Origin of the sequence: Oecophyllibacter saccharovorans (genome assembly GCF_006542375.1) — a bacterium.
GTDB lineage: Bacteria > Pseudomonadota > Alphaproteobacteria > Acetobacterales > Acetobacteraceae > Oecophyllibacter > Oecophyllibacter saccharovorans.
Genome location: NZ_CP038143.1, coordinates 962,836 through 975,885 on the forward strand (window position 1 = coordinate 962,836; position 13,050 = coordinate 975,885).

Annotated in this window: 14 protein-coding genes; 5 read left to right on the top strand and 9 right to left on the bottom strand. The window is 61.2% G+C overall.

What is annotated here, in order from left to right; translation table 11 throughout:
- Positions 1-22: 22 nt before the first annotated feature.
- The gene (locus tag E3E11_RS04180) at positions 23-790 is read left to right on the top strand and encodes an SDR family oxidoreductase (RefSeq protein ID WP_141451308.1); all 768 of its coding nucleotides are present in this window, start codon (positions 23-25) and stop codon (positions 788-790) included.
- 57 nt (positions 791-847) lie between these two features.
- Here E3E11_RS04180 and E3E11_RS04185 read toward each other — a convergent pair whose 3' ends face one another.
- From E3E11_RS04185 to E3E11_RS04225, 9 genes are all read right to left on the bottom strand, one after another.
- Positions 848-2,620, bottom strand: coding sequence for a tannase/feruloyl esterase family alpha/beta hydrolase (locus E3E11_RS04185; RefSeq protein ID WP_141451309.1), 1,773 nt, complete (start codon positions 2,618-2,620; stop codon positions 848-850).
- 194 nt (positions 2,621-2,814) lie between these two features.
- Positions 2,815-4,557, bottom strand: a complete 1,743-nt coding sequence (locus tag E3E11_RS04190) for an ArnT family glycosyltransferase (RefSeq protein ID WP_141451310.1) — start codon at positions 4,555-4,557, stop codon at positions 2,815-2,817.
- An 83-nt stretch (positions 4,558-4,640) separates the two neighbouring features.
- Positions 4,641-5,396, bottom strand: a complete 756-nt coding sequence (locus E3E11_RS04195; protein ID WP_231119003.1) for a glycosyltransferase family 2 protein — start codon at positions 5,394-5,396, stop codon at positions 4,641-4,643.
- Between the two features lie 68 nt (positions 5,397-5,464).
- Positions 5,465-5,971, bottom strand: coding sequence for a F0F1 ATP synthase subunit B family protein (locus E3E11_RS04200; RefSeq protein WP_141451312.1), 507 nt, complete (start codon positions 5,969-5,971; stop codon positions 5,465-5,467).
- 26 nt (positions 5,972-5,997) lie between these two features.
- Positions 5,998-6,561, bottom strand: coding sequence for a F0F1 ATP synthase subunit B family protein (locus tag E3E11_RS04205; protein WP_141451313.1), 564 nt, complete (start codon positions 6,559-6,561; stop codon positions 5,998-6,000).
- Positions 6,562-6,572: 11 nt separating this feature from the next.
- On the bottom strand, positions 6,573-6,797 hold the full coding sequence (locus E3E11_RS04210) for a F0F1 ATP synthase subunit C (RefSeq protein WP_141451314.1): 225 nt from the start codon (positions 6,795-6,797) through the stop codon (positions 6,573-6,575).
- Positions 6,798-6,861: 64 nt separating this feature from the next.
- On the bottom strand, positions 6,862-7,617 hold the full coding sequence (locus E3E11_RS04215) for a F0F1 ATP synthase subunit A (protein ID WP_141451315.1): 756 nt from the start codon (positions 7,615-7,617) through the stop codon (positions 6,862-6,864).
- Positions 7,595-7,960, bottom strand: coding sequence for an AtpZ/AtpI family protein (locus E3E11_RS04220; RefSeq protein WP_168189194.1), 366 nt, complete (start codon positions 7,958-7,960; stop codon positions 7,595-7,597). Before E3E11_RS04220 ends, E3E11_RS04215 begins: the two co-directional genes overlap by 23 nt.
- A gap of 245 nt (positions 7,961-8,205) precedes the next feature.
- Positions 8,206-9,807, bottom strand: a complete 1,602-nt coding sequence (locus E3E11_RS04225) for a TSCPD domain-containing protein (RefSeq protein WP_231118807.1) — start codon at positions 9,805-9,807, stop codon at positions 8,206-8,208.
- 313 nt (positions 9,808-10,120) lie between these two features.
- Between E3E11_RS04225 and mlaD the strand changes: the two genes are divergently transcribed.
- The 4 genes from mlaD to E3E11_RS04245 all read left to right on the top strand — a co-directional run bounded on the left by mlaD (position 10,121) and on the right by E3E11_RS04245 (position 12,999).
- On the top strand, positions 10,121-10,702 hold the full coding sequence (gene mlaD / locus E3E11_RS04230) for an outer membrane lipid asymmetry maintenance protein MlaD (RefSeq protein WP_407938668.1): 582 nt from the start codon (positions 10,121-10,123) through the stop codon (positions 10,700-10,702).
- Positions 10,699-11,007, top strand: coding sequence for a hypothetical protein (locus tag E3E11_RS08485; RefSeq protein ID WP_194149573.1), 309 nt, complete (start codon positions 10,699-10,701; stop codon positions 11,005-11,007). The genes mlaD and E3E11_RS08485 overlap by 4 nt, the downstream gene beginning before the upstream one ends.
- A gap of 1 nt (position 11,008) precedes the next feature.
- On the top strand, positions 11,009-12,307 hold the full coding sequence (locus tag E3E11_RS04240) for a DUF2155 domain-containing protein (RefSeq protein WP_141451317.1): 1,299 nt from the start codon (positions 11,009-11,011) through the stop codon (positions 12,305-12,307).
- Positions 12,308-12,429: 122 nt separating this feature from the next.
- Positions 12,430-12,999: a disulfide bond formation protein B gene (locus E3E11_RS04245; protein ID WP_141451318.1), complete on the top strand. Its 570-nt coding sequence runs from the start codon at positions 12,430-12,432 to the stop codon at positions 12,997-12,999.
- Positions 13,000-13,050: the final 51 nt, after the last annotated feature.

Below are 13,050 nucleotides of genomic sequence, written 5' to 3' on the forward strand. Positions count from 1 at the left end.
AGGGCAATGCAGGAGAAAACAGATGAAAATGACGGGCAACACGATTCTGATTACCGGGGGTGGCTCAGGAATCGGTGCAGCGCTGGCACAGCGTTTTGCCGCTCTGGGCAATAAGGTGATCATTGCCGGGCGACGTGAAGCAGCGCTGCAGAAAACCTGTGCCGGCCATCCCAACATGCATTTCATGGTGCTGGATGCGTCCAACCCGCAAGCCATTGACAAATTCGCCCATGAGCTGGTGCAGGCTTATCCCAAGCTCAACGTGCTCATCAACAATGCCGGGATCATGCGTTTTGAGGATCTCAGCAAAAAACGTGATCTTCATGATGCGGAGGAAACGGTCGAGACCAATCTTCTGGGCCCGATCCGCCTGACAAATGCGCTGGTCGAACATCTGGAACACCAACCGGACGCCGTGATCATCAATGTCACGAGCGGACTGGCTTTTGTCCCGCTGGTGAGCACGCCGACCTACAACGCCACCAAAGCCGCCATTCATTCCTATACTGATTCCCTGCGGGAAGCGCTGAAGGGCAAGGTCGAGGTCCTCGAACTCGCACCCCCCGCCGTCCAGACCGGGTTGACGCCGGGCCAGGAGAAGCTGGAGGGATATATGCCCCTGAAAGACTTCATTGATGAAGTCATGACCCTGCTGGCCAAGACTCCGACCTCGCGGGAAATTCTGGTCAAGAATGTCGAGCCGCTCCGTTTTGCGGAACGCAATGGCCAGTATGATGAAACCTTGGCTCATCTGAATGATTTTGTCGCCCGGCAGCGGGGCAACAAATAACCTCTTCCGCTTTCCTGCAACCTGCCGCGCCGGAAGCCGCGGCAGGCCTTTCTGAAATCAGTTGGGCATGGGCACCAGTTGATCACCGGAGACCGTATAGTTTTTCTGGTTGTCCGGCCCGATATAATCTATTGCCGGCCTGTCGAAGCGCACTGATTGCAGGCTGTCGGAATAGACCGGGTAGAAGGATCGGCCGTCACGCGGATCGCTCTGCCCCTTATAAACGGTCAGATAGGGGTATGGGTAAACCGGCCGCGCTGCCAGAACAGGAAGGAATTTCAGCACTTCCGGGCCTTGGGGTGCGGAATTTTCATGCTGAAATCCCCAGAAAGCCGGTTGCAGGACGCCGGTATTGCCCGCCGAAATCATTTCCGGCGCAATGCCTTTTTCAGTCCATTCCATGATGGGGGTCAGCAGGTTGGCCTGATTGTAGCTGCCGCCTGTGCCGCAATGACCGACACCTGGAAAGAGAAAGAGACGCAGGAAGGAAGGCACGCGACGGGCGCCGAATTCCTTCTCGACACCGTGATAATAAGCGATCGAAATGCCGGGACTGATGGAAGCATCGGCCAGGCCGTGCCACATCAGCAATTTGCCGCCATTAGCCACGAACTGGTGCAGGTTCGTATTGGTTGCATTGTACAGAGGCGCTGATCGGGCGACGAGGTCGAAATCAGCGCGGTTGAAGGGGAATTCCTCCAGGGTTGAAATGCTGCGTCCCGTTCCCGGGAGCAACAGGTCCTGCAGGCTGTTGAGGGCGATGGCGTAGGACCAGGACCGACCATGCGGTGAGAGCGGCAGAGGCCAGTGAAGTTCAGAGCCTGCAATCATGCCGCCGAGAACGAATTGCTGACTGTCTTCATGGGCCCCGTCATAAAGGGCATCTGCCGCTTTGATCTCCTCGCGTGTGAGGCAGTTTGCGGTGTCAGTCGCACGGGCAGGGCAGGGCGTGGCCCAGTATTTGGAGAACTGGCAGCTATAGGGGTTTTCCAGAACGTCATTTGCCAGGTTGGAGCCGCTCAGGCAGTGGCTCATCACGATGCGGTGCAGCAGGGGAAGCTTGGCGCGCAACAGGATGGCTGTGCCGTCGGGACGACGGTTCATCATCGCGTTCCAACCGTGAAAGAAAGAGTTCTGGAATGTCAGGAAAGAAGCAGGTGCGCCGACGACGATGCCATTGAAGTCCTTGGGATAGCGCTGGGCTTCCATCAGGGCCTCGCGTCCACCTTCCGAACAGCCGATGAAATAGGCGTAATGCGGGGCCACACCGTAAAACGCGTTTACCAGCGCCCGGCTGAACAGGGCGGTCAGGTGCTGGGCCCGGTAAGCGAAATCCAGCCGTTTCTGCGGATCACGTGCCCAGCTCGTATCCAGAAGACCGGCGCGGTGGCCCATGTCAGTCGCTGCCAGGGCCAGCTCCCCATTGGTGGCGGGCATGCAGCCTGTGGCATTGGGCACGCTGAGATTGATGCTGCCGCAGAACCCGTCACAACCGAGCTGCAGCAGGCGCTGAGTCCAGTGCTTGAGAGGGAGGACCACCTGCACGCCGCTGGAAGGCGCCAGGGTTGCGGTGACCTTACAGAACGGATTGCCTCTGGCATCCACGATTTTCTGAGCGGACTGCACCGTGAAAGGCCAATTGAAGCCTTCAAGTTTCCGTCCTTTCAGCGCTTCGCAGGCGATGACGGGTTTCAGGGCTGGAAGGGCAGCGATCTGGGGGGCTGGCTGGAGCGGTGGGGTCTGGGCCTGGGCATTTGTGCCGTACAGAGCCGAAACCAGCAGGAGACAGAAAAAAGCCCGGCTCAGGGCCAGAAGGGAAAAAAGACGCATGGCTCGTGTTCTTCTGGAAGGAGCACGGGCAGGCTGAACTGCCGCACTTGTTGAGAAGTGGCAGTGAGTTTAACCATGTGAAGCCAGGGGTGTTAAGTGAGTTGCAGCCCCGAAAGGTTCTGAAAGAGGCAGAAACGTGGCAGGCGTGTCACACAACTGCGTGACTTGGCCCAAGCTTGCCTGGATGCGGTTGTTCAGTCCGCTTTCCCTGGTTTGAAACCGGGTGCAAAGCCTGCCGGAAAACGGGCGGAGAACAGGCCGAGATCAAGCCAGTGGCCGTTGGAATAGTTCAGCCCTGAAACCCGTCCTCTTTCCAGCATTTCTCCGCCCAGCGCATTCAGGGACTGGCGGAAGCGCGCCTCATCCTTCCGGTCGACCAGGGCGAGATCGCAGCGGAAGCCTGTCTTCAGGGCCTGGGCTGCCGCCTTGGGAGTGAGCAACCGGGTCGCAGGGCCGGTGAGGAAAACGAGGCTTGGTTCATGATCGGTCGCGCTGAGGAGCACACTGTCAGCGCAGGGCCGGTTGGCTGCAAAAAGATCCGCTGCGCGCTGGGAAAGATGGAGGGGGGCGAGACGGGGAATGACTGCCAGGAAAATTCCCGTCTGGGCAATGAAGGCGCAGCCGATGGCGCAGCAGGCGGCCTGGCGCAGGTGACCCTTGAGAATAAGCAGCCCGCTCGCCAGCAGGGGCAGCAGCGCTCCTATAAAGGCCAGCACAACAGCAGCAGGAAAATCCGGTGGGGTGGGAAGCCGTGGGCCCGGGGGATGAAGATGGGCCAGCAACAGCAGGCCTGCACTGCAGAGAAGCAGGCCGGTCAGCATCCATAACAGGCCGTAGACCGACAACAGCGCTTTTCCCCAGCGAGGCAGGCGCACAGGCGGCCAGACGGTCAGGGAAGCGGCTGTCAGAATGGCGAGGGCTGGAAAGGCCGGCAGGACATAATGGGGCAGTTTGGTTGCCAGGCATTCAAAGGTGATCCAGACCGGCAGGATCCAGCAGAGCAGAAAACGGACGGCAGGCGTGTGCCGGTGCGCCCAGATCTGCGGCAGCGCACGGGCCGTGAACCAGGCCCCGGGCCAGAAGCTCAATACGAACAGGAGCAGGTAATAGCCAGGTGGAAATCCATGGGTTTCCTGGGCGTGGGCAATTTTTCCCAGAAGATTGTGGCCGAGAGCGATACGGAAAAAGGCACCATGGCTGGTCAGGGCCATGCACAGGCACCAGGGTGCCACGACCGCCAGGCTCACGAGCCAGCCCCATCCGGGCCGCAAAGCGCGCCAGAGGGTGAAACGCCGATCAGTCAGCCCGAGCAGCAACGGTGTTCCCAGGGCGGGCAGAAGCACGATGGGGCCTTTGAGCATCAGCCCGCAACCCAGTGCCCCCCAATAGAGAAGGGCTGTTCTGAGGGGAACGGGGGACTGGCGGTTGAGGGCCTGCCAGGCGGAAAGCAGCAGGGCTTCGAGACAGAGAATGACAAACAGCAGCGTCGTGTCGATGGTGGCCATGCGGCACTCGGCTGCAAACAGCGTGGAGGCCAACAGGAAAAAGGCTGCGAGAAGGCCGCATTCAGCGCTGAAGGCTGCACAGCCGATCCAGGCGGTGAGGGGGATGGCAAGACTGGCGGCAAGAAGGCTCGGAAGCCGGTAGACCCAGCTCCATTTCAGGGCCTGTGGACCGAAAGCCGCCTTTGCTGCCAGGACTGGCAGGGCTTCCAGCCAGTAGATGCCAGCCGGTTGGAGATAGCGGGGCTGCTCCTGAAAGCGGATGTCCAGGTAATTGCCGCTCAGAACCATCTGTTCAGTCGCTTCCATATAACGCGGCTCGTCCCGGTCGAGAGGGGGAAGCGTCATCCGTCCTGCAAGAGCGAGCAGGAAAGTCAGGAGGCCGAGCAGAAGATAGGCTCTGCCCGGAAGGCGACGGGGAAAAGAAAGGGGCATGGAGATATCTGGTCAGTCGTGGGCGGCTGCTGCGGGAACGGCCGACCCTGACACAGGGGCACCGCTCAGATTGTTTTTTCCGGTCAGATTTCCCTGACGTCTTCAGGCAGTCCGTTCGGCAGGCGGGTCCGGCGCTGCAGCCACAGTACGCCCAGAAGATCGGCGATGCCCACCAGCGCGCGGTTGAGATTGGTGTATTTGGACTGCCCATGCAGACGCGGCCGGTGCCGTGTTTCCAGGCAGTGCAGGCGTGCGCCGTAAGACGTCATCAGGGCCGGCAGGAAGCGGTGCAGGCCTTCGAACTGCGGCAAGGCCAGAAAAAGCTGGCGCGGAAACAGCTTGAGCGGTGCCCCTGTGTCAGGGCAACCATCCTTCAGCAGGCGGCGGCGCAACCCGTTGGCCAGCCGCGTTGCAAGCCGCCGGGAAAAACTGTCACGCCGTTTGCGCCGCACCCCCACGATGAGCGGGCGCTCGCCCTTTCGGGCGCGGTCGCGGGCGTGATGCAGCATGGCGGTGAAGGTGGCGGGATCGTCCTGGCCGTCCCCGTCCATGGTGGCGATCCAGGGCGCACGTGCATGGGTGATGGCTGTTCGCAAGGCAGCGGATTTGCCGAGCCTGCGGGGATGGGCGAAGAGCCGCAGCCGGGGGAGAAAGGCCTGGCGCGCTTCAAGAAGCCGCGCCATCGTTGCATCCGTGCTGCCGTCATCAACAATAATGACTTCCACAGGCGGCAGTGATGGCAATATCTGTGCCAGTTCCCGGCAGACAGGCAGAATGTTCCGCTCTTCATTGAGAACCGTGATCACGACAGCCAGCTCGGGCAGCGGCGCAGAAGACACGGTCGTCCACCTGTCCGGGGCGACCGTTTCAGGCCGCATCAATGACGGAGCTTTCAGGGAAAGAACCTTCAGGCTGCTTCTTCGCGCAGGGCGCGCGGCAAGGCCTTCAGGCTCTGCTCGATCAGCAGATCGGCCAGCTGCTCGTCATCAGCGAGTTTGCGGGTCACGACTTCACGCGAGGCCTGAAGGGCCACATCCATGGCCTGTTCACGGATTTCACGCAGGGCTGCCTGTTCCGCCGCCTCAATGCGCTCCTGGGCAAGCTTTTCATGCAGCCTGGTCATCTCTTCGGCTTCGCGTGCGGCGTTTTCCTTCAGGGCCTCGGCTTCAGCTTCGGAAGCGGCAATGGTCTTCTGGGCGTCGATCTTGGCCTGTTCACGCTCCCGGGTGGCATCCTCGAGCATCTGTTCAGCTTCACGGCGCAGGCGGGTGGCTTCATCGAGATTAGCTCGGATGCCGTCAGCGCGCGCATCGAGCGCCTTGACGAGCACGCGCCAGATCTTCGGTCCGAAGATCACAAAAAAGAGCACGAAAGATAGCGTGACCCAGAAGCGCGGTTCTTGAAAGAGTGTCATGGTTCAGTCCCTTCAGGGCGGCCTGCTCAGCGGCTGGCGCGCTCTACCGCCTCCCGAAGCGCATGGTGGTCATGATGGCCGATCAGACGATCGGTCATGGCAGACGCGGCATTGGTGGCGATCTCCGTCAGGTGTGTGAGAGCTTCGCGGTGGCTCCGGCCGATCCGCTCTTCCGCCTGGCGCAGGTTTTCAGCCAGGCGCGCCTGCGTTGCCTCTGCTTTCTGGCGTGCGTCCTCTCGGGCGGTGTCCCGAATGGCCTGCACATGGGCACGCGCGTGAGCCGCAGCCTCTTCGCGTGCCTTGACCAGATCCTCATGGGCCGCGGCGGCGGCATCTTTCGCATTATGGGCCAGGTTGAGGTCATTCTGGATACGCTCACGCCGGTTGCGCAGGAGGTCTTCCATGCGCGGCAGGGCCGAACGGCTCAGAATGAGATAGAAGATGATGAAAATGACCGCACCCCAGACAACCTGTCCCAGAACAAGGGGATTGCTGAACTGGAGCTGGGGCATGCCTTCCGCCATCGCCTGCCCCGGCAAGGCCACGGCAGCAGCGACGGACAGGACAGTGCGGGGCGTAAGGCGGCGCATCGTTCCGCTCCTCAGCCGAACAGGATCATGAAGGCCATCAGCAGGGCGAACAGGCCCGTGGCTTCCGCCAGGGCGAAGCCAAGCATGCCCAGCCCGAAAACATGGGAGCGTGAAGCGGGGTTGCGGCCGATGGTGCTGACAAGGGCGGCGAAGACGCTGCCGATACCCACGCCTGCGCCTGCCACACCGATGGCAGCAAGACCGGCACCAATTTCGCGAGCAGATTGAAGATCCATGGTAAAATTCCTTCAAGTCAGGCCAGTCAGGAGACCGGCGGATACCAAGACGTCAGTCAAGAGATCAGTGAGTCGTCTCACAAGCCTCTTGCAGATACATGCAAGTGAGGATTGCAAAGACATAGGCCTGCAGGCCCCCCACCACGAGTTCGAGACCCATCAGGGCGATGTTGATCACCACCGGAGCCGCGCCTAGAACATACCCGATGGTCCCCAGGCCAGCCAGCATGATCGTGAAGCTCGCGAATACCTCGAGCAGCACGTGGCCTGCCACCATGTTTGCAAACAAACGGATGGAAAGGCTGATGGGCCGCGAGAGATAGGAGAGGATCTCGACCGGTACGAGCAGGGGGGCGAGCGCGACAGGCGCACCTGCGGGCATGAAATGCTTAAAGAAGCCAAATCCCTGGTTATAGATCGCCACGAAAATGGCCATGATGAAAACGACCATCGCCAGCGCCAACGTCACGACGATGTGGCTGGTGAAGGTGAAGGAGTAAGGCAGAAGGCCAAGATAGTTACCGGCCAGAATGAAGAAGAAGAGGGCGAAGATGAACGGAAAGAAAGCCGTTCCCTTTTCGCCGATCGTACTGATCGCAAGTTCCCTCACGAATTCGTAGGCTATCTCCGCTGCGGATTGCAGCCTCCCCGGCACGACGGCTTTGGTCCGCATGCCCAGATACAGAAAGGCCAGAACCAGCCCGCACGCGATCACCATGTAGACCGGCGATTGCGAGAGATGCAGTTTCTCCCCCACCGCTCCCAGGACCGGATGCAGCTCAAACTGTCCGAGCGCGTCAATCTTTGCCACGCTTTCCACTCCCGTTCTTCTCAGCGTCGGCAGCAGAGTCAGTCTCTGATACCGGCGTGTTGACAACCCGCCAGACATTTCTCATGCCGGCACCAAAGCCCAGCAGGGCGAACAGGAGCGTGAAAAGGGGCTTGTGCCCTGTCTCACGGTCCAGCCATACCCCGATTGCAGCCCCCAGAATGACGCCTGCAATCATGTCGCTTGCCACCCGCATTGCCATGCCGAAAGCGGTGGGAGTCTTGTTCGCCGCCGCTTTCTCCAGCGCCTTTGCATCACCGGGAAGCAGCCGTTTCTGTGCCTCGGTCAGACGTGCGTCAAAGGCACGGGTTTCGCTGCTTTCAGGCTGAGTCATGGCAGGTGGCTCCCGACTCCTCTGCGTTGCGGTGCGACGGGCTGACAGGCCTGCGCCTGTTTCCCTGCGGGTCCGGGAAACCTCTGCATGCATATTTGTGCCTGATGCCGGTAGGTCTGCCATCCCGTCGCCCCAATTTCTGAGGTAGCTAGCCATTGCCGTCCTGCAGTGTCAACAAACACCCCCCGCAATGCAGCCATCGCATCAGGACACGACAGCGCTTTCAGCCCGCAACAGCCGCGCCTTCAGCTTACAAGTCTTAAAGACCCGCCCTTAGAGCCCTTGCGCCGGTTTTTACGGGCAGGGCCGGCAGGACTGCCACGGTCCGGCTGTGTCTGCTGCGGGGCGTTTGTATTCTCCTCGAAAGGGAGCTGGGGATCACGGGTCGCATTGCGTTCTTCAGGCGCCGCATCGGGAAGAGCCTGATCGAGATAGGCAGCCGAGAGGGTACGGAAGGCGTAATCGAGCATAGAGGAGGCGTAGGCCACGGCAGGATCGCCTTCCACCGTTCCGCAGGGACCGAAACGGGTATGGGCAAACTGCGCCACAAAGGTTTCCAGCGGGGCGCCGAACTGCAGCCCGATGCTGACCGCCTGGCTGAGACATTCCATAAGACCGCGGATCATCGGGCTTTCACGCGTGGGTGTCAGTGAAAGCGCTGCCAAGGTGCCGTCGCTGAACTGGCTGGTCTGCATGACCAGCGGATGACCGCCGACCGAGACGCGCTGGCTGAACCCCTTCTGGCGCGCGGGAAGCGGGCGGCGCACGCCGCGCTCAAGGCGTGTCCGCACCTCTTCCAGCTCGGGTTCGGGCATGGGGGGCAGGCAGTCACAGAAAGGTGCGAGCGCTGACTGCATCCTGGCTTGTGCACCTGAGGGAGATCGGGTGAAAGGCAGAGTGCCTTCCAGGGCTCTTGCAAGGGCGGTCTCAGGTGTAAGACCGAGATGCGCCAGGCGTGCCAGGGTTGAGGGGCGGAGATGGCCTTCATCATCAACGGGAGAGAAAATGGGCGCCAGCCCGCATGATTCCACGCCCAGCAGCGCTTCGGTCGGTGTCGGAACAGTGAATCCCGTTTCAACCGGTGCCAATGGGAATGGGGCCGGGGTGGTGGGGTCCTGTTGGCCTGCCAGCGCTTCGGTCCCATGGGCTTCAAGCGTGCGTGCCACCTGTTCAAGATCGGGAAAGGAAGGGCTGGGGAAAGCCGGCTGGATCTTCTGCGTGCCCAGTCCTGCCACCTGGCGGGCCAGGGCGGCGACCGCGCTGGCGAATTCACGCCCTGCCGGGCTGTCGTAATCAAGCCCCAGCGCTGCCAGGCAGGCATCAAGGTCAGTCAGGCTCACAATCCCTGCGACAGGCTTTTCTTCGTCTGCGGGCGATAAACTTTCAAAAAGCGGCAGCGCTCCGCTGCGGGCGTCATGCCCGCTGGCCTGAAGTCGGCGCAGGCTTTCACAGGCCAGGCGCAGACTGGCAATAAATTGCTCAGTGGCAAAACTGCCTTCCTGGACGAAGCCTGCCAGGCGAAGAACGAAACCTGGCTGTTCGTCAGGACGGCGCTGCCACAGCGCGGCGTTCGGCGCCATCTGGCGCATCAGCAACAGGCAGGAGAGGCTGCGTCCGACAGGCGGGGCTTCTTTGGGCGTACCGGGAAGGCGCGGGGTCATCTCGATCGCATCAACCCAGCGTGCCGCTTCACTCGACAGGCGGACCGGTCCGCCGTCTGTCGGCGTCAGGCAGGCGAGTGCCTGTGCCGCCGCATCCTCCCAGGAAGCAGGCAGAATGACGGTGCGGACGATTTCATCGCGCGGATCGGGACTGTCCGGATCCGGGCTGATGTGAAGCGTTCGCATCCGAACGCCGCTCCAGTGTAGATGCGCTTTCATATTGCCGATTCTAGGCTTCATGAGCGCAGGCGAAAAGAAGCATGGGGGTGTCTGGGCGGGTGATTCATGCACTTAAAAACGCGGAACATGGGGATAAGGGGGATAAGTCTGCTCAATAGTCTCAGCCTCTGAGCAATCCGGGCCTCTGGGCAATCCGGCCGGGCGATTGGACGGCGGGGGCCGTGTGGGGTAGAGACGCTTTAAGTGCTTTAAGTAAAGTACTTATCAAGTGCGCCAGGGCTGCTCAGGCTTCAGGGTTGCGTGACAGGAAAGGAGTTTCATGACGGGCGGGAACGGAATTGCAGAACGCATGGTTGCCGACAGCCCCTTTCAGGCACGGCAGCTCCTGCAGACACGGGTGGAACTTGGCGTGGGGCTGGTCGTCACACTGGCGCTGGTCATTCTGATGGGCCTGGCGTTGGCGGGGCACCAGCAGAAGGGGAGTGCCGGCTACGTGCTGCATGCGACCTTCAGCCATATTGACGGGCTGGATGTCGGCTCCGAAGTGCAGCTGGCAGGCGTGCCGGTAGGCCATGTGCTCACGACAAGCATTGACCCCCATAATTATCAGGCCGAAGTCGCCTTTACCGTCGCTCCTGATGTGCAGTTGCCTGTCGATAGCGGTGCCATTATCACGTCAGCCTCCCTGCTGGGGGGCAAGTATATCGCCCTGTCACCAGGGGGTGACACAGTCATGCTCAAGCCAGGGGGGGTGATCAGCGAGACACAGGGCTCCATCAGCCTGGAGCAGCTGCTCAGCAAGTTCATCTTTTCCGTTACTGATTCACTGCAGCAGAAAACCTCCTCCTCCCATGCTTCTCCTGCAGCCTCAGCCGCTCCGGACTCCGGCTCGGGACGATGAGCCGCGAAGCAGGTCTTCCGGAAGGCGTGGCTTCCTCGCTTCCTCCCTGGCTTGACCGGGAGGGGCAGGCGCTGGAGTGTGCAGAGAAACTGCGCGTCCTGACTGAAAATGAAGCGGAGTTTCTCCAGGTTCTGTCAGATGTCTGGGAAGACGCCCTGGTCATGGAAGTGGCACCGGAAATGATGCGGAAGCGGTTGGAAACCTTGCTCCGGCGCTTTGTCGACGACCAGGTGCCCACCGATTGGAAGGCTGACCGGGAAGCCGGCACTGAAACAGCTGTGAAAGAAGATTCGAAAAAGGGATGAAATGACCAGGAAATCTTCTTTCACAGCCTTCACACTGGTTGGCACCCTGGCCGGGCTGAGCGGTGCAGGCCTTGTTCAGGCAGCGACCAACCTGCCCCTTCCGCAGGTTTACCCGCCTGATACCTGGTCAGGCCGGGCCACAGCGGTCGTGCGGGTGCTGGACCGCTTGGATTCCCATACGGAAGAGCTCGTCATCCCTGTCGGCACGACCGGCCATTACCGCACGCTTGACCTGTCCGTTTCGGCCTGTCTTGAACGCCCTCCCACCCTGCCGCCGGGCGTTGCGGTGCATGTGCGTCTGCAGGATGGAACGGGTGAGCCGGTTGAGGCGCGTAACGATGCGTCGCAGCCAACCGGGCAGCCTGCCGGCTCCCAGGCGGCTGATGCAGAAACGCTCGGGACGGGGGGAAACGACGTCGTGCCCAGCAATGGCGCTGTGCAGCCTGCCGCCTCCCCAGCCACCAGGCCTGCGGTCGCGCCTGTGACCTCGCCCTTTGATGGCTGGCTTCTGTCTGGTCTTCCTTCAGCATCCGTTTACGCCAACCCACTTTATTCAGTGGAGGCGGTCCGCTGTGAGGGCGCGGAAACAGCGCCGTCCCCAGGCTCAATAAGCGCTGCGATGGCTGCTCAGGCGGCTGAAAGTGCAAAGAACCAGGGTCAGACTGGCCCGGCCGCCCCAACGAACACGTCAGGACCATCAGGCACAACTGATTCTAATGCCACTAAGACCCCTGATGGGCCAGCGGGTGAAAGCACACCTTCTCAGAGTGGAGAAGGCGGTGCAGCTAACACCGGTGCGGCTGAAGCTTCTGCTTCCAACCCTTCGGGAGGGGAGAGCTCCGGCCAGTCGGAAACCCAGAAAAGCGGGGAAAATCCTTCGCCGCAGGAGAGTGGCGCTGCAGCCACTCCCCCGGCGGCTGTTCATCACAGGGAAGCGACGACCGCCGCAGGCGCAGGAAATACGGGTGGAGAGAACGGTAGTCGGATGCGTGATCCGGATGCGGCCTATGTGCCGCCCAAGCCTCATTCCGATTCCAACAACCCTGCTGCCGGCAGCGCCGCTATGACGGCTCCTCCGCAACCGCAGGGGCCCCATCGTCGCGCCCTGTCGCTGCTGCCGACCGACCAGGGAGCACCTGCTGTGCCCTCTGAGAGCCAGGCCGCCCCTCTGCCCCCACCCCAGCCCTTTGCCTCTTCCACCACTAGGGGGGACAGCAGCGACATGCCTGCGCCTGCCTCTGGTCCGGCCCATTCGCATGCGCCGTTGCGCTTGGCCCCGCCCCTTTCAGGACCGAACTGAGAGGCCTGAAATCTTTAAGACTGAAACTGGCAAAGGACAGGACTTTGCCCAATACAGATACAGGACAGATACTGGGCCGGAGAAGTGAAATGCTGAAACGGACGTGGGAAGGCTGTGGCGGAATGTTCAGACTTTTCAGGACGATCAGGGGCATCGGAGCGGTCTTTCTGCTTGCTGCCATCGTCGCCCTGCTGGCGGCCTGGGGCCTGCAGAATTTCATGCATCTCGTGCCGTGCGAGCTCTGCCTGTGGGAGCGGCGACCCTGGCGCGTGCTGGTCGTTCTGGGGGCGTTGATTCTCGTCATTCCCAGGCGGTGGGGCTATTGGCTCATTCTTCTCGGCCTGGCCTGTCTGGTGATCAGTCTGGGCCTGTCGCTGCTGCATATCGGCGTTGAGCTCGGTTATTGGGCCAGCCCGGCACCGGAATGCCACATGCTCGTGGAACCGAAAGGTGACTTCCAGGACTGGATGAAAGCCCTGCCGCCCCGTCCGACGAAGCCTTGTGACCTGCCGGATTATCCCTTCGGCCTGCCGCTGTCGCTCACCACAATCTCCGGTATTTACACAGCCCTGGTGAGCCTGTTCAGCTGTTGGTGTGTGCTGGGACTGTTGAAAAACAGGCAGAAGAAAAAAGACGTGCGTTCTGCGCCGAAGAGGCCCGGTAAGGGATCAGGTAACGGAAAATACCCATGACTCAGCCAGCACCGTCGTCACCTCTTCCCTCTGTGCCATCAGTGACCCCAG

Coding starts and splice junctions, on each gene's coding strand:
- E3E11_RS04180 (WP_141451308.1), top strand. CDS start 23: ATGAAAATGACGGGCAACACGATTCTGATTACCGGGGGTGGCTCAGGA.
- E3E11_RS04185 (WP_141451309.1), bottom strand. CDS start 2,620: ATGCGTCTTTTTTCCCTTCTGGCCCTGAGCCGGGCTTTTTTCTGTCTC.
- E3E11_RS04190 (WP_141451310.1), bottom strand. CDS start 4,557: ATGCCCCTTTCTTTTCCCCGTCGCCTTCCGGGCAGAGCCTATCTTCTG.
- E3E11_RS04200 (WP_141451312.1), bottom strand. CDS start 5,971: ATGACACTCTTTCAAGAACCGCGCTTCTGGGTCACGCTATCTTTCGTG.
- E3E11_RS04205 (WP_141451313.1), bottom strand. CDS start 6,561: ATGCGCCGCCTTACGCCCCGCACTGTCCTGTCCGTCGCTGCTGCCGTG.
- E3E11_RS04210 (WP_141451314.1), bottom strand. CDS start 6,797: ATGGATCTTCAATCTGCTCGCGAAATTGGTGCCGGTCTTGCTGCCATC.
- E3E11_RS04220 (WP_168189194.1), bottom strand. CDS start 7,960: ATGACTCAGCCTGAAAGCAGCGAAACCCGTGCCTTTGACGCACGTCTG.
- E3E11_RS04225 (WP_231118807.1), bottom strand. CDS start 9,807: ATGCGAACGCTTCACATCAGCCCGGATCCGGACAGTCCCGATCCGCGC.
- mlaD (WP_407938668.1), top strand. CDS start 10,121: ATGACGGGCGGGAACGGAATTGCAGAACGCATGGTTGCCGACAGCCCC.
- E3E11_RS08485 (WP_194149573.1), top strand. CDS start 10,699: ATGAGCCGCGAAGCAGGTCTTCCGGAAGGCGTGGCTTCCTCGCTTCCT.
- E3E11_RS04240 (WP_141451317.1), top strand. CDS start 11,009: ATGACCAGGAAATCTTCTTTCACAGCCTTCACACTGGTTGGCACCCTG.
- E3E11_RS04245 (WP_141451318.1), top strand. CDS start 12,430: ATGTTCAGACTTTTCAGGACGATCAGGGGCATCGGAGCGGTCTTTCTG.